The following is a 15,719-nucleotide window of genomic DNA, read 5'->3' as shown; positions in this document are numbered from 1 at the left end:
TCGCCTCACGGGGAGAGGGAGGCCGAGACCGCCGCGAAGAGTTCCGTGATCTCAGTCTCCGTAGCCCACGAACCCGAGTGGTACAGAGGGCCCTCTGATGCATCGATGAGCACCCAGTCAACGTAGGCCACGAAGTAGACCAGGGTGAACTCTTTCTGCATGATCTTAATGTCCATCTTGTAAGCGCATATCCCATCGAACCCGGCGATGTTCTCGATCTCGGTAGGGGTCCCGCCCATGACTCCTTCCATGGACTCGATCTTCAGCTTTATCTCATCGAACTGGCTCTGCGCGTCCGACGTAGATACGTAGTTGATCATGCTGTATTTCAGATAGGAACTTCCAGTCTCGTTCACCACTACGGCGTGGTCGGACGTGGAGGTGGAGTTCAGCTCGAACTGTCCGAACGAACCGTCGTAGTTCTCGGCGAACTTGCTTGCCAGGTCCTTCGCGTTCTTTCCAGGCTCCTGAGCATCGGTGTCCTTGCCAAGGTACCACGCGCCCGCGACGATCGCCGCGGCAAGTACGACCACAATGCCGACCACGAGATATTTTTGAGACTTCGCTAACGCCATAAGACTCGGGGGCAGTGATGTTCTCCGCGAATATAAACTGTTGGATGTATAATCCAATTAGATATGTCATTGGATGTATATCCTGAATAGACGTGTTGTTGGATGTATCGACCAATTGATTAAATATTCACTAGGCGTTCCCTTCCAGCGGGACGAGCCATGGATAAGAAAGTGAAGATACTGTCCATCATAGTTGTTGCCGTCATCGTCGTAGCGGCAGTGTCAGTAGCGCAACATCTGAACGCAGGCGACGGCGGCGATGAGGATCAGGGAGAGAAGTATACATTCACCGACGCGAAGGGCTACAAGCACTCCATTGCAACGCCCATCTCGAACGTATCCGTGGTCCACAAGTACATACCGATCTTCATGAAGATCCTTGGCGTCGAGGACCAGGTCGCCGGACTGGATTCCACCTACGGCATGAAGTTCACGGAGTACTTTGACAACTCATTCTCCATAGGCGACTATTCCGCGCCGGACGGGGCCACCATGATCAGTCATGGTTCCAAGGTCATTCTTACCCCTGTCACCATGGGGCTTACCAACGCGGACGCGCTGAAAGAGGTGGGGATCGAGGTAATATACATCGATCTCACGGACCCGTACGTGATCGGCGATAATCTCAGGCTGCTCATCAATCTGTTCGGGGCGACAGAGGCGGCCCAAACCAACTACAGCAGGTACATGGAACTTTTCAACGAATGCCAGACTTTCGTTGATCAGTTCGATCTCAGCGACACCAAGGACAAGAACTTCGTGCTGCACATGGCCTCGTCGGGGTTCTACCAGACCCACGCATCCGCCGCCGTGAAGGTCGTCGAAAGCGTTTCCGGAAAGAGCTACACCCGCACCATCGACCCGACCGTCAAGGATACCGTGTACTTCTATCAGGATCCGTCCGTCCTTATCAACTTCGACGGCAGGTACACCCTGGACTACCTGTTCCTGTATAGCATGGACACTCCCGAGCAGAACTACCAGCAGTTCCTGTCCTCTGGGGAGAACGTAGACTACACACAACTTACATGCGTCAAGAACAAGCAAGTGTACGCCCTCTCCACGGATTGTGTCAACGGGGCGCTGTCCTGCATCTCCCGCATATTGTACGCGGACGCGTTCGGCGCCGATGTCGGCGACAAGGCGGAGGAGATGGTCCAGGCGTTCAACGACGCTTTCGGCCTGCACTACAGCACGGAGAACCTCATCGTAGAAGTGGCTTGACGCGGTGAATCCATGGTCAACGTTCAAGGAGGCGTGGACGATCTCGATGCCGAGCGAGAGCGCATCGTGTCGGTCATCAGCGGGAGCCTCGAGCACGATCTCATCGAAGGGCACTATGACACATCCCTAAGGAGCAAGCTGCTGTTCATATCCTCGATGGCCGCGCTGAGCGTGATCGCGTTCGTGTGCTCGCTGGCGATAGGCTCCGTCGACATCCCGTTCGGGGACACGCTGTCGGTCATCGGACACCACCTGTTCCCGGCCTGGATCTCCCTCCCTGAGGCGGGATGGTATGATACCATCATAATGAGGGAGCGCCTTCCGCGAACGCTCCTGTGCCTCCTGACCGGGGTGGCCTTGGCCTCCGCAGGCACCGTGATGCAGGGTCTGCTCAGGAACCCTCTGGTGAGCCCCTTCACGCTGGGCGTGTCGACCGCCGCGTCGTTCGGCGCGGCCATCGCCATAGTGTTCGGCTCATCCCTGTTCGGAAGCGCGTTCTACGGTACCTTCGACTTCCTGGGGTTCAAGATGACCGTGGAGAACATCGTCCTGGTCATAATGTCGTTCGTGTTCGGCATGCTCAGCATCCTGCTCGTGCTGAGGATCGCCAAGAAAGACGCGTCCCGCTCGACGCTGGTGCTGTCGGGGGTGGTCATCAGCTACCTTTTCCAGGCGGGAATATCTTTCTCGAAGTACGTGTCCGACGACGAGGCGCTTCGCGAGATAACGAACTGGCTGATGGGCGGGATGTGGAACGCCACATGGGGCGCCATCGTGATCCTGACCCCCATAGTCATACCGTGCGTGATATACCTGGAGAAGCTGGCCCTTGACATAAACAGCCTGTCGGCGGGGGACGAGATAGCCAAGAACGTCGGGGTGGACGTGGGGAAGCTCAGGAACCGCGGGTTGATCGTCAGCACTCTGGTGGCGTCCTCGTGCGTCGCATTCGCCGGGGTGATCGGGTTCATAGGCCTGATGGCGCCCCACATGTGCAGGATGGTCATGGGAAACGACACGCGTTACGTCCTTCCGGCGTCAGCGCTCTTGGGCGCGGCGATACTCCTGTTCTCGGATATCGTCGCCAGGACCATAGTGAGGCCTGACCAGATCCCGGTCGGCATAATCCTGTACCTGGTCGGAGGGGCGTTCTTCATCTGGATGGTCACCCGCAGGAAGTGGAGGGGCAAGCTATGATCCTAGAAGTGAATGGCCTCAGCCAGGGGTACGGGAAAGATCTGGTCATCGATGATATAAGCTTCACCGCAAAGAGCGGGGAACTCCTGACCATCCTGGGGCCGAACGGCTGCGGGAAGTCGACCCTGATAAAGACGCTGTGCAGCGTATACGATCCCAGGAAGGGGACCATAAGCATCGACGGTAACGACACGCGGGGAATGGACACTAAGGAGCTGGCAAAGCTCATCGGCTATGTCCCTCAGAGCACCACGAGCTTCGGGTACTCCACCGTATACGATCTCGTGCTGATCGGCAGGAGGCCGTACGTCGAATGGACGTACTCCCGGGACGATCTGAGGATCGCGGCGGACGCCATGATCACCATGAACGTGAACATGTACCTCGACAAGGACGTCCAGGAACTGTCCGGCGGACAGCGCCAGAGGGCCTTCATAGCCCGCGCTCTGGCCCAGGACCCAGAGTTCTATATCTTCGACGAGCCCACCAGCTCGTTCGACCTGCGCAACCAGCTCGACACCATGCGCATCATGAGGAACATGATCCGCGAGAAGAACGCGTGCCTCATCGTTGCCCTTCACGACCTGAACCTGGCCATGCGGTATTCCGACCGCGTGATGGTCCTGAACGACAGCAAAGTCTATGACATCGGAACGCCCGAGAACGTGATAACGCCCAAGATGATCAAGGACGTCTACGGGGTCACGGCCGACATCGCGGAGGACCGGCACGGCCGGTTCGTTCGCTCCTACGACTCCGAAACGGACGCTATGGCAGACCGCGCTTGAGGCTGTGGCACCTCCGCCCTCAGCTGTCCCTGTCCGTCTCGGCCTCCGCCATCTCCTCCGACTCCATGTACGCGCTGTTGAGCAGCTCCAGCTCCTTGTCCGTCGCGTTCCAATACCCGCGGGAGCTGGCCTCGGACAGCCTGCTCAGCATGGACATGTAGGCCCAGTTATTGTTCTCCCTGACGCGCCTGCGCATGTCTTGGTCCTCGACGTAGCACTTCAGCATGTCGCTGAAGACCCCGCTGTCCACCTCTCCGGTGGTGGCGGCGAGGCCGAGCACGTTCTCAAAGCGGTCGTTGATGTTCTGCGCCCCGTGATATCTGACCTCCAGGAGGCCATCTATCCATTTTGGGTTCAGCAGCCTTGTGCGCACCCCGCGCTCGATGGACCTCCTGACGCCCAGCGTCCTTACCTTGCTGCCGCTGCCGTCGACGACGAAGACCGACGCTCTCTTCCCGCCGCGCGCGATCTCCACCGCCTTGGACAGCCCCCCGAGGAACTCATAATAGTGGTCCAGGTCGATCAGCTCCCGGTCCGTGCTGTCCCTCACCTGGGACACGACCTGGACCTCCCTGTGGTTGACCTCCAGGAGTCCCTTTGCGTCGTACCCCTGCGAGCTGTGGGTGTATGCGTAGCGGAGGCTCTCCGTGAACGAGCTGCCGAGCTCGCCCTCGTCTTTCCACGAGGACCTGTTCACGATGCCGGTCATGGATGTCCCGTATTCGCCCCTGGGGGGACCGAACAATCTGCACTCCGACAGGTCGTCCAGCTCATTGCCGCTATACCCCTTCGACCTCAGGAACTCGCGGTTACGGCGTGTTCCGGCCTTGCAGTAGTTGAGGTCCTCGGGCTCGTCCAGAGAGCTGACGATCGAGAACAGCTGGCTCAGCCCCGGGACGAGGTTCGGGAACATGTCCCTGAAGAAGCCGCACATGGACACAGTGACATCTATCCTGGGGCGGCCCAGCTCCTCGAGCGGGACCACCTCGAACCGGCTGGCAAAGTCCCCGGACGTTCTGACCAGCCTCAGTCCGAGATACCAGCAGATCTGCCCTACTGTCATTCCCTGGGTGCGGGAGGTCTCCAGCCCCCAGAGGACCAGGGCCACGCTACACGGATAGCTGCCGGCGACCTCTTCGTACTGGGATATGGTGTCCTCCGCGGCCTGCCTGCCTCTCTCGAAGCCCGCCATTGTGGGGACGCGGTCCGGATTGAACTGAACGATGTTGTACCCCGATGGGAGGACCTCCGGGTCCTTCATGGCGTCCCCGCCCGGCTTCACGTCGATGAACCTGCCCTCCAATGCCCTTCGGAGGCCGTCCAGCTCGTCGGACCTGGACGCTCTGAGGACGAGGCTGTGCTCATACTCCAGGGACCTGATCGCCTCGGTATGGTCCTTTATGACGTCCGGAACGGTCCTGTCCGAATTGTACTCGCGATAGATCCGCTCGACATCATGGGCGTCCAGCTCCGGCAGGCTCTCCAAAGGCACAACGCCGTCGTGAGGGAACCCCATAGCATGTATGGCGTAGCTTTCGGCATCCTCTTTGTCGAAGGCCTTCCCGAACCTGTGCAGTCCCTTCGGAATAAGCGATTCGCGTATCGATACGAGCTCGTCCTCAAGCTCCTCGATGTCCGCGGGAAGGCGCATGCCCGACGCCTTCCTCTCTATCGACTCCCGGAGTGCTTCGCTCCTGCCGATGTCGGTCTTGATGCTCTCCCGGTACTCCGCTATGGCCTCTTCCAGCTCTACCAGGTCGCCGTAGGTCCCGCTCTTTACGAACGGCGGCGGCATATAGCTCACCAGGCACGCATGGGACTTCCTCTTCGCGATCATCGCCTCGGAGGGGTTCCCGGAGTAGTAGATGTATATGTGGACCGAGTCGCCCATCATCATGTCCGGATAGCATTCGGAGGATGCCGCGGACTCCTTGCCGGGAAGGAACTCCAAGGTCCCGTGAGTTCCCAGATGCACGATGGCATCGGCCTTGAAAACATCCCTTATCCACTCGTACATTGCCATATACTGGTGGTGCGGGGGGAGGTCCGGATCATGGTAGCTCCCGGAGACATCCTCCGAGCCCGGCACGCGGGGCGGCTGGAGGCCTATGAACACGTTCCCGTTCACCGTCCCGGGGATCATGTACCTGCCGTTCTCCGTCATGATCCTGCCGGGCGGCCGCCCCCAGGCCCTAGAAACCTGGTCCGGGTGTTTCCCGCCCCCATCGTATGTTATCATCCTGTCGGTCGGGGACATCCACTGGCCTTCATTCAGGGTCCCGTTCCTCACGAAGGAATCTATGATCTCGTCGGGGGGCATGGCCTTCGTGCTGTACCCTTCTGATGTCAACATGTCCAGTATCAAGGATATCGATCCGGAGCCGTCGAGGAAGGACCCGCCAAATAGGTTGCCCTCGCCGGGAGGGTAATTATACGATATGATGGCCACTTTTTTCTCGCTGTTCGGCTTCGTCCTGAGCCTCATGTAGCTCCGGACCTTTCCCACGATGCGATCCACTCGGTCCTCCAAGGGGGCGATCTCCGTGACCGGGAGGTCATATCCTTCCAGGCGGCCCACGGCCTCGTTGAACCCGAGGGGGATGGTGCACAGCGCGCCGTCCAGCTCCGGCAGGAAGATATAGAGCATGAATTCCATGGGGTTCGTTCCTGCTTTGCGGGACCCCCATTCCTCCCTGGTCGTTTTCGTCAGGAAGAACGGTGAGAGGTATGGCGCATCCAGCTCTCGCAGGAGTTCAGTGGCCGATACGCTGTCCCCGCCCATCGGTCCGGCCATGAAGCGGAACGGAAGGACGTTGACGATCAGATTGGGGGTCCCGATCAGCGATCTCATCATCGGAACATATCGTATGTTGTAACTGTTCATGGCTATCGGAAGAACATCAACGAACTCGCGCATCCTCTCGAAAAGCATGCGGACCGCTTCGATGCTGCGGGTCGGGTAGCTGTTGCCGCTGTACGTCAGGACGACGCGCCCCCCTCCGGGCACGCTGCCGAGGTCCTCGAAGTAGTCGTCGGCCGACCCGTATTCCTTGAGAGTAACGGGGTCCTTTATGTACACGCCTTCCCTGGCCTCCGAGCAGGGGACGTCCGGAAGGTGGTCCTGGCCAAGGTAGTTCTTGAGGACCGAGGTGAAGATATAATCTATGTCCTGGTATTCAGCGCGCTTCCAGCATTCCCCTATGCGGTGCAGGTTCTCCTCATCGGCCCTGTTCATCCTGAACGAGGCTGCGTCGTAACCGCCCAAGCGGCTCAGCGACGGCGCCATGCCCCCTATGGCCAGCCTCTGGCCTTTGCATGCCTTTGCCGATCTTACCACTTTGGAGTATGTTTCCCGGGACGCGCCCATGAGGTCGGTGAGCAGCAGATCGGCGTTCCTCACATCCTCCTCTATGCAGTCCTTGTGCTCACCATCGCCCCCGCCCAAGTAATGGATCCGGAAATCGAAGCCGCTGTCCTTGTTCTTCTCAGCGTACCTGCAGACCTGCGCAAGGGCAGGCATTGATACCGAGGCCACGGTAATGATCAAGGGCATGCGCTATCTCCGTTGGATGCATCATCCTATCGGTTTGGCATTATTCATATCTTCTGCTGCGCCGCCGCATCAGGCTCGGGCTGGCCACATGTTCGGGGGCGGTGCCGGGAAACACCATGGCAATGCCTGGCGAGGCCGATGGCACTAAGATCGGTGCGCCCTCGTGCGCGCGTCCGGCCGGACCTAACGGTCGGCTTAAGCCACCTTCCTCTCCCACGCCTTCCCGTTCTTTCTCACCGCTCCCCTCTTCGCCAGGTCGTTCAGCGTCATCCTTATGTGGCTTTCCGGCACGGTGATATGGAATTGCTCTCTGAACGCCTTCTTGATCTGCGGGACGGTCTTCGGCTCATACAGCGTCTTTGGCAGCAGTGTCCTGAGGTCCTCGTGCAGGTTCCAGGGCCAGATGAACCAGGCCCACTTCTCCTTGGGGACCTCAACAGCGTAGAAGTCGGGCTCGATCTTGGAGTGGGTGATGTGTAGCAGCGTGGCGCTCTTCAGCTCGGCCGGCTGCTTCTTGAACAGGTGCGCCATAGCCAGCATGAGCGACTCCCCGGTGTCGGTGATGTCATCGACCACCAGCACGCTCTCGTTGGCCACGTCGGCGATGAGCTCCTGCGTCAGCAGGGCCTTGCCGTCGAGGTTCGCCGTCACCCCCCAATGCTCCGTCTTGACCGCGTACAGCTTCTTCACGCTCAGCAGGTCGCAGAGCATCCTGGCAGGGACCCAGCCCCCCCCGAGTGAGGCCGACGATGACAGTGGGCTTGCAGTCGCAGGCCCTGATCTGCTTGGCAATGTTGGCGGTCCATTTCATTATCTCGTCATAGGTTACAAGCTTGCACAGAAAGCTCTCGATCTTGTCCATGTGAATCCCCTCAGCCGGTGCCCCGGGGGCACAATTCGCATGTTCCCCGTGGCTATCTATCATACGGGATAGCGGCTCTGGAAAAAAACTTTTTTGTGAATGTGAGCGATAAAAACCAAGCTGTAAGATCCATTCGACCCTCCTCGTTAATTTCATGGACGATCGGACTATCGCACACTTCATTATTTTGTCGGGCTACTGCATTGAAAGAAGGCCCTTTCAAGAAGATATTGGGGGCTCCGGCGATCTCGAATCCACGGCGTCCCCACGTCGATGCCTCGCGGCAACTTCACCATCTCCGAGATCGAAGCCGCCAGTGTCTCCAGGACCTCCGTTGACACAGGACGACCGGAAAGTTTGGGGACCGGGGGATCGCCAAGGAGGCGACCCGGCGGCAGCATGACAATACGCTCCCTCAGCGAGGCAGCCCCATGGTGAAGGCAGCGTACGAACCCCGCGGGGCCATGATGCGAAGACGCACCCCCGCCTCACGTGATCCGGTCCAACCTCAAGGCGCCCCCGCCCTCTGATCCAACATGATCCTCCTCCGCCCGATGACGGGGTCGACGTACTCTCCCCTGACGGTATCGAACAGCCCCCTGTCGCTGAGCTTCAGCTCCGGTTCCGAAAGGAGAGATTGGTACGACAGGGCGGCGAACGGAGCGTACAGCCGGGAGCCCATGCCCCACACCGCCTCGTTCATGGTCTTCTCCCCGGCAGCGACCTCCTCGGCCGGCCGGTCGCTCATCAGCCCGCCCACCGGGAGCTCCAGGCCATAGGCGCGCTCCCCGTCCACGGCAAAGTACCCTCCGCCCTGCGCCGCCACCTCGTTGAGGGCGTACGCCAGGCTCCCGGGGTCCGCCCCCACGCCGATGAGGTTGTGCGCGTCGTGGGCCACGGATGACGCTATAGCCCCGGAGCGAAGCCCGAAGCCCCGAACGAACGCCACGGCCGGCCCGGACCCGTGGTATCGGCTCACCACTGCCATGAGCAGGACGTCCTGCGACGGGTCTGGCTGCAGCTCACCGTCGTACGCGTACAGCTCGGCGGTCCCCGCCCCGCTCTCCACCCGCTCAGGCAATACCTCGATCACCCTCACCCTCTCCCTCCCCCGCTCCGCCGGCACGGCGAGGTCGCCAGCCCGCAAGTTGATGGGGACGATGCCCGAGCCCATGGTGAAGGACGGCGCCATCTCGAACAGGGCCCGCCCCTCGCTGGCCACCTGCTTTCCCCCGATCCAGGTCTCCAGCACCCTGAACTCCGTCAGATCGTTCACCACGATGAAGTCGGCATCGCTTCCCAGATACAGCGAGCCGCCGGGCAGCTTGTAGTGCCGCGCCGGCCAAAGGGTCACCGCGCGTATCGCTTGCATGGGGTTCATCCCCGCGGCCACCGCCTTCCGGAGCACGTTGTCCATATGTCCCTCCATCAGGTCCGAGGGGCGGAGGTCGTTGGTCACCAAGAGATGCTCGTTCTCCATCGCGAATAGCAGCATGTATTTCAGGTCCCGCGCCGAGCTCCCCTCCCGCACCATAATCCTCATCCCCCTGCGGGCCTTCTCCGCTGCCTCTGCCGGCGACACCGAGGAGTGCTCGGAAGAGATGCCGCTCATGACGTAGCGGTCAAGCTCGTACCCCCTCAGGCCGGGGCAGTGGCCGTCGATGGGTTTCCCCGCCTCCCTCGCCACCTCTATCATGGCCATCGTTTCGGCGTCGTCATCCAGCACCGCGTGGTGGTCCTCGATCTCCCCCAGCGCCACGAAGTCGTCGCGCGAGAGCATCGCCCGCACTTCCTTCCATCCTATCTCCGAGCCCCTGGTCCCGGCGTCGGCGGACGGCGTGCTGGAAGGCGCGGCGTAGTAGAAGCGCAGCGGCGTCCTCCTGCCGTCCTCCACCATGTATCTTATGCCCTCCATCCCCGCCACGCTGGCCGCCCCGTTGGGGTTCGCCACCACCGAGGTCGTCCCGTGCGCCACGGCCCTCTCGGCGAAGCGGTACGGCGTGAGCATCGACGACTCGATGTGCACGTGCGCGTCTATCAGCCCGGGCAGGATGTAGTAGGGAGGCGCGGACTCCTTCCTTTCCACCCTGACGATCTTCCCGTCGCGGAAATTGACGCACGCAGGATAGATCTCTCCGCGGACCACGTCCACGAAGAAGCCGTTGATGAAATCGGCCCTCGCCTCGTCGATCAGGTCGCCATAAGTTAACATGTTGCATTCATTTGAGCCATGTTCTAAAGAACCTATGTTATCACATTAACTAAAAAAGGAAAAAAATCGCCTCCAGGTTTAGGGAGGCGGTTGATTTATTCAACGAGCCCGATGCCGGTGGCGACAGCTAGGGTTGCACGGCGTCCTGGCGATACCTCTGATCTGCTCCAATATCTCCTGGTTGTTGGCCTGTCGAATGCTCTCCATCATCTTGTAGGCCATCTTTTTCTTCGGGCAATCGTCGTCGGCGTCATCGAACAGCACGTCAGTGTGCGCCATCATTATTCGTTCGGTCTGGATATCCACCACCTCTAAGCCCTCCTGCCGTTGACGATAGCATCTAGCTCAGAGCTGTCGCCGTCGATGGCCCTCTGAACGATGTCAATGGCCTCCTTGAGCACCACCAGGGGTGAGCAGCTCTTGCGGGCCTCCGGGGCCACGCGCTTGGACGATCTCTCGTACACTAGTTCCAGCCGGGCCTTTACCTCTTCTAGGGAGTACATCTTCTCGCCGTTCGGCCCGATCTTCATTCTCGGTTCGTTGTCTTGGTCCATTTGTTTTGTCTCCTTGTGGACGTGTTGGACAGCGAAGGCATCTTAACGTCGGTTGCGGAGGGAGTGGAGCGAAAACCACCCTGGTAGATTTAGATAAAAGTGGGTCGATAATGCTGGCAATCCTGAAATCATCGAGCTATGAAAAATGATAATGCTAAGTGGTTTGAACCGAAAGTGTTCCGCTGCGACCTCGCCCCGGCCCCGCAGATATCGTCATATCCAGGGAAGGGAAAAGAGGTTTACGCCGTCTCACGGCGTTCTCGGCTTCCTCACGTACATGAAGAAGAACAGCCCGACGGCCACGATGCCGAAGACCACGCCGACGGCACCGACCATCAAGGCCAGCGAGCTGTCGTCCGCTGCCTTTACATCATGGACGTTGAGCTGCGCGGTGAGGTCGTCGATACGGTCGGACGCCTCGTCCAAGCGGTCCTGGATCTCGTCGATATCGTCCAGCAGCCCAGGGGTCTGGTCAATGTATGTGACGGTGACGCTGTCCTCAGCGGTCAGCACCGGGAATCCCGAGGTCGCTTCGATGGTGTTGTTCCCCTCCAGCAGAGCGATGACGACCGAGAAGGTGCCGTTCTCGTTGACATGCACCATTATTCCGTTGATGACCAGCGGGCAATCGGGATCGGCAGTTCCGCTGACCAGCACAGTGCTCGACTTCGTCACGGTCCCGTTAACAGGCGAGGTTATGGTGACGTGGGGAACGGTGACCAGGGGATAGCTGTCGACTTTCAAGCCGCCGTCTATCGCATACGACGAATCGACGATGCCGTCCCTGTTCACGTCAGGCGAGATCCAGTCGCTCCATACGTTGCCGTAGGACGAGGAGTTCCAATCATTGTCGCCGTCGTCGTACGCTTGGACGTGAGTGTTATTGTACTCGGACGTCGCCCCATTGTTGTTGACGAAGACGTTCCGGTAGAGGAGGTTGTCGTAGCAGGAGCTAAGGCGGATGCCGTATTCGGCGCAGTTGATGACGGCGTTGCCGTATATGGTGCTGTCCGTGGTATAAGCGACATAGATGCCATAGCGCTCGGCATCGGCGATGATGTTGTTCTCCATCGTGATGCCGGCTGAGGCGGACAGGCCGATGCCGCAATAATTCGAGTTGCAGGTATTGTTCCCGACGACATTGTCGTTCGAGATGAACAGGCAGATGCCGTAGTCATTATTCGAGTTGCAGATGTTGTTATTGACGATGTTGTCGTATGAGCCTTCCAGGTAGATGCCGTAATCATTTAAGTTGCAGGTGTTATCCTCGATGACGTTGTCGTTCGAGGTGTTAAGGTAGATGCCGTAGAAGCGGTTGTCACTGCAATTGTTGTTCCTGACGATGTTGTCATGAGAATAGAACAGGTCGATACCGTCGCTGTCCCCGCCGTTGACATCGTAGCAGATGTTGTTCTCGATCACGGCATTGGTCACGTTGTACAGGAGGATGTTGCCACCGTACTGATATTCGCTCAGAAGCCATTCAGCATCATAGATCGTGCAGTTGCGTATCACCAGGTGCGAGGTGGTATTGCCGATGAATATCCCGGCACCGTAGCCTAACGCGTTGATGCTCAAGTTCTCGATGACGTACGGATCATCGGCGCTCCCGGTGCCGTCCCATCCCTCGTTCGATATCAAGGTGCTCAATTCCGTTTCATTGTTCACGCGTATGACGTCGTGCGTTTCGAGGGAGAGCGGATCTCCTTGCACGTTGCCTATCGCTCCCAGGGGAGCGAACAGCGATGCGATCAACAAGAATGAAACGATCGATAGCAATGCCTTTCTGGTGAGGTCTCTCAAGATACTCGTTCTCCATATGTCCCAGTGGGGGAAGTGGAAGAGGAACTGACGGCGACAATATAAAACGATACTGTGTTTGATAGTTGGTCGTTATCAATAGCGAAGTCTTGGAAAGAACAAGGACTCCGGGGACAGGACCGATAATTTCCAGAGCCCCACATGGAGAGACCTTTCCGGTATCGGCATTTTTATCGGAAAATGCCCGGCCAGTAGTGCAGAAACGTTCTCGAAAGTTCCCGGAAGGAGGGAATGAGGCGTCGAGCGCCGAATTCTCGATGATAATTCATGAAATCGGTGGGGTGTTAGGGGGCGTGGTCGGCAAGATCTACGCTTTCATTTTGACGTTACATCTCTAGGAAAATAAGGAGTGGCGTTGCGCAAGCACTTACGCGACACCGTCTGGAGCCGAAGGGAAGGAATGAGGAAACCCACAAACGGGCGAGAATATGCTGTCCAGGCCTCTCGAAGAGATGAGTTGTTAAGCGGTGAACAACCGCCCCGAATTCCTTAAGAGAGCAGGGGCAGGCATGAACGCCGCGTTCCGTTCGCTCCGTCCGCGGGCGAGGGGAAGTATTGAGAAACTATCAAAAACAAGGGAATGATGGCGTCTGCCCCGATGAAATAGAAAAAAGAAGGGGAAGGGAGGCACGGCCCCCGGACTCGACGGCCTTGAGGACGGTTCGATCGCAGAGGGAAAGGTCCTCGCGATCAGATGGCATCAGCACACCCCCATGCGCCGGTCGAACTCCCGTGCTGGCATGATGGCGTCGATGACGTTATCGGGCTGTATCCAACCGTGCTTGATGAGCAACGCACGGTAGCGGGGCCGGTCCCGTTCCCATGCGGTCACAATTCCTTGGACCGCAGGAGATTTGGGATCCGGCAGGCGGCGCACCTTCGAGTAGGGGCCTTCCTTGAGCAGGGTTATGCGGTCCCCGTCGATGCGCATCACCGCCAGCTCCTTCTCCACGTCGGCGATGGTGCGGCCGGTGGACACCTGCGCCTGCAAGGAACGGACAGGGGCGCGGCCTAGGAGTTTGTCGCGCTCTCTCGCCTCCCTAAGCCCGTCCATCTCGAGGTCGTCCTCTTTCTTCTGAGAGATGACCTTAGGCGGCCGGAAGCGGTCCGTGCTGTCGTAGCCGCTCACGAGACCACCATCCCGAGGCCGTTAGCCTCGATACGGGCGGCCTGATCGAGCAAACTTAGAATTTGCTCCCTGACCTCTTTGCCAGTTGTCGACCGCCCTAGAAGAACATTTCCGAGGCCCCCGGTCGACGTCCGGTCGGGAATCGATAAGTACTCCGCTACCTCCTCCGCGGCCCGCTAGCTGGTCATTTCGCTTTTTCAGCGCCCAGGCTTTGTATACTATGCGCTGGGGGTAGATACCAAAAGAATCGGAGGGACTCCATTAATGGTTGCGAGCAAGAAGCTCAAAGCGAAGCCGTCGAAGAAGCGGTCGTCCGGGTCCGTAAGGAAGGGGCCCGTGGCCAAGAAGGCCTCCGGCAGCGGCTCAAGCGGCTACAGCATGGATTACGCGATCGCCCTCGAGATACAGAGGAAGTGGGGAGGGAGATCGGCCTCGCGGTCGAGCGCGGGGAGCGAGTTCACCAGCGCGCAGGAGCTTAGCCTGCGCAACAAGACCCTCAGCGCGACCGCGGCGGCGACCGACCGGGTGCGCAAGGACATCTCGGAGGTCAACGCGCCCCGGAGGGGCGGCATGGTGCCCGCGAAGAAACGGTCCAGCAGGTCCGCGCCGACAAGTTCGAAGGCCATCGACAAGCAGCAGCTGGGCCTGCGCAACAAGACCTTGAAGGACACGCCCTCTGACAAGACCCCCTCCAAGAAGAGGGTGCAGAGCGTGGTGGCGCCCCAGAGAGGCGGCATGGTGGCCACCGGGGGGCGCATGAAGGGAAAGGCCAAGTGAGCTGATCACGCCGCCGGGGGGGCTTTGGCCCCCCTCCCTTCCGCCGCGCGGAAGAAGTCCATGGTCTTGGAGAGGCATATGTTCAGCATAGCCTCCACGTCGCCGACTCCGGTCAGCCCGGCGGCCCCCGCGTGGCCTCCCCCGCTGTTGGACGTCTCGCCCCCTACTTCGTCGAAGAGCCTGCCGAGGTGAAAGCCCTCGCGGACCAGGTCCTGACGGGCCCGCGCGCTGATCCTGAACCTCTCATCCCTCTGCGAGCCGACGAACGCGACATCGGCGCCGATGCCCAGCATGGCCTTGCACACCGCACTCTCATGGGCGCTGCCGAGGGATATCGCCACGATCTTCTCGCCGACCCGCTCGAACCGGAGCCGCTGCGCCCCCTTCAGTTGCGAGATCCTCTCGGAGACGTCCGGTTCCAGGTCGGTCATCTCCATGATCTCGTCCATGTTGATGCCCGAGGCCTCCATCAGCTCGGCGAAGGCCCGGAGCAGGTCGGTATTGGCGAACCGGAAGTGCCCGCTGTCGGTGAGCATCCCAGCCCCCAGGGCCAGCGCGGCGTCCCTCTCCACCGTGATCCCGGCTGAGCGGAGCAGCGCGAACACCATCTCCGCGCAGCTCCTCTTGCCCTCGTCGATGTAGCACAGGCAGTGCTCCCAATCCCCGCTCTGGGAATGGTGGTCGATGACGATCACTTCGCGCCCCGACACGTCCACTCCCAGCTGGTCGTGGGAGGACGAGTCCACCGCCACGATGATGTCATAGTCGCCGAGATCGGCGCTCTCGAGGACGGTGAAGCCGAGCTTGGAGGCGATGACCTTGGACACCCGGTCAAGGCCGCCGAAGGCCGCCACGGCGACATCGGGAAAAGCGCGATAGATGGCATAGGCAGAGCCCAAGGCGTCGGGGTCGGCGTTGCCGTGCAGCAGTACCAGCTTCCTCCCGCCCCGCAGTTTCTGGGCGATGACATCGAGCATTGCCCGGCAGTATGCGCGGTTCGTATAAACCTGTTTCTGATACGGTCAGA

Annotated in this window: 13 protein-coding genes; 4 read left to right on the top strand and 9 right to left on the bottom strand. The window is 59.7% G+C overall.

The genetic code is table 11. The features are described from left to right. Window positions 1-5: 5 nt before the first annotated feature. Entirely contained in the window at window positions 6-575 is a 570-nt protein-coding gene (locus WYS_RS07155; RefSeq protein ID WP_147654346.1) for a hypothetical protein, read from the bottom strand. 159 nt (window positions 576-734) lie between these two features. Here WYS_RS07155 and WYS_RS07150 point away from each other — a divergent pair, with 159 nt between their 5' ends. Genes WYS_RS07150 through WYS_RS07140 form a run of 3 tightly spaced genes read left to right on the top strand, consistent with a single transcriptional unit; the run spans window position 735 to window position 3,784 of the window. Next, window positions 735-1,799 carry an ABC transporter substrate-binding protein gene (locus tag WYS_RS07150; protein ID WP_019177484.1) on the top strand — a complete coding sequence of 355 codons (1,065 nt, stop codon included), beginning with the start codon at window positions 735-737 and terminating at the stop codon, window positions 1,797-1,799. Between the two features lie 12 nt (window positions 1,800-1,811). After that, window positions 1,812-2,996 carry a FecCD family ABC transporter permease gene (locus tag WYS_RS07145; protein WP_019177483.1) on the top strand — a complete coding sequence of 395 codons (1,185 nt, stop codon included), beginning with the start codon at window positions 1,812-1,814 and terminating at the stop codon, window positions 2,994-2,996. Continuing rightward, window positions 2,993-3,784: an ABC transporter ATP-binding protein gene (locus WYS_RS07140; RefSeq protein WP_019177482.1), complete on the top strand. Its 792-nt coding sequence runs from the start codon at window positions 2,993-2,995 to the stop codon at window positions 3,782-3,784. The genes WYS_RS07145 and WYS_RS07140 overlap by 4 nt, the downstream gene beginning before the upstream one ends. A 19-nt stretch (window positions 3,785-3,803) precedes the next feature. On the opposite strand, the gene WYS_RS14675 is transcribed toward WYS_RS07140, so the two are convergent. From WYS_RS14675 to WYS_RS07100, 7 genes are all read right to left on the bottom strand, one after another. Next, window positions 3,804-7,337, bottom strand: coding sequence for a cobaltochelatase subunit CobN (locus tag WYS_RS14675; RefSeq protein ID WP_081579890.1), 3,534 nt, complete (start codon window positions 7,335-7,337; stop codon window positions 3,804-3,806). Between the two features lie 195 nt (window positions 7,338-7,532). Beyond that, window positions 7,533-8,048: a phosphoribosyltransferase gene (locus tag WYS_RS07130; protein ID WP_019177480.1), complete on the bottom strand. Its 516-nt coding sequence runs from the start codon at window positions 8,046-8,048 to the stop codon at window positions 7,533-7,535. Window positions 8,049-8,707: 659 nt separating this feature from the next. Continuing rightward, window positions 8,708-10,411 (bottom strand): adenine deaminase C-terminal domain-containing protein, encoded by a 1,704-nt coding sequence (locus tag WYS_RS14670; protein ID WP_019177479.1) that lies wholly within the window; start codon window positions 10,409-10,411, stop codon window positions 8,708-8,710. A 99-nt stretch (window positions 10,412-10,510) separates the two neighbouring features. Further along, window positions 10,511-10,720 (bottom strand): hypothetical protein, encoded by a 210-nt coding sequence (locus WYS_RS07120; RefSeq protein WP_026068910.1) that lies wholly within the window; start codon window positions 10,718-10,720, stop codon window positions 10,511-10,513. Window positions 10,721-10,722: 2 nt separating this feature from the next. Next, the gene (locus WYS_RS07115; RefSeq protein WP_049796287.1) at window positions 10,723-10,965 is read right to left on the bottom strand and encodes a hypothetical protein; all 243 of its coding nucleotides are present in this window, start codon (window positions 10,963-10,965) and stop codon (window positions 10,723-10,725) included. 249 nt (window positions 10,966-11,214) lie between these two features. Beyond that, window positions 11,215-12,768, bottom strand: coding sequence for a right-handed parallel beta-helix repeat-containing protein (locus WYS_RS07110; protein ID WP_162137714.1), 1,554 nt, complete (start codon window positions 12,766-12,768; stop codon window positions 11,215-11,217). Between the two features lie 718 nt (window positions 12,769-13,486). Continuing rightward, window positions 13,487-13,915 carry a hypothetical protein gene (locus WYS_RS07100; RefSeq protein WP_019177474.1) on the bottom strand — a complete coding sequence of 143 codons (429 nt, stop codon included), beginning with the start codon at window positions 13,913-13,915 and terminating at the stop codon, window positions 13,487-13,489. A 264-nt stretch (window positions 13,916-14,179) separates the two neighbouring features. Between WYS_RS07100 and WYS_RS07095 the strand changes: the two genes are divergently transcribed. Continuing rightward, window positions 14,180-14,692 (top strand): hypothetical protein, encoded by a 513-nt coding sequence (locus WYS_RS07095; RefSeq protein WP_019177473.1) that lies wholly within the window; start codon window positions 14,180-14,182, stop codon window positions 14,690-14,692. A 5-nt stretch (window positions 14,693-14,697) separates the two neighbouring features. Here WYS_RS07095 and WYS_RS07090 read toward each other — a convergent pair whose 3' ends face one another. Then, the gene (locus WYS_RS07090) at window positions 14,698-15,669 is read right to left on the bottom strand and encodes a DHH family phosphoesterase (protein WP_019177472.1); all 972 of its coding nucleotides are present in this window, start codon (window positions 15,667-15,669) and stop codon (window positions 14,698-14,700) included. Window positions 15,670-15,719: the final 50 nt, after the last annotated feature.

The organism is Methanomassiliicoccus luminyensis B10 (assembly GCF_000308215.1).
Lineage (GTDB): Archaea > Thermoplasmatota > Thermoplasmata > Methanomassiliicoccales > Methanomassiliicoccaceae > Methanomassiliicoccus > Methanomassiliicoccus luminyensis.
Note: the sequence above shows the minus strand (reverse complement) of the source record. Positions and strands in the feature narration are given on the sequence as shown.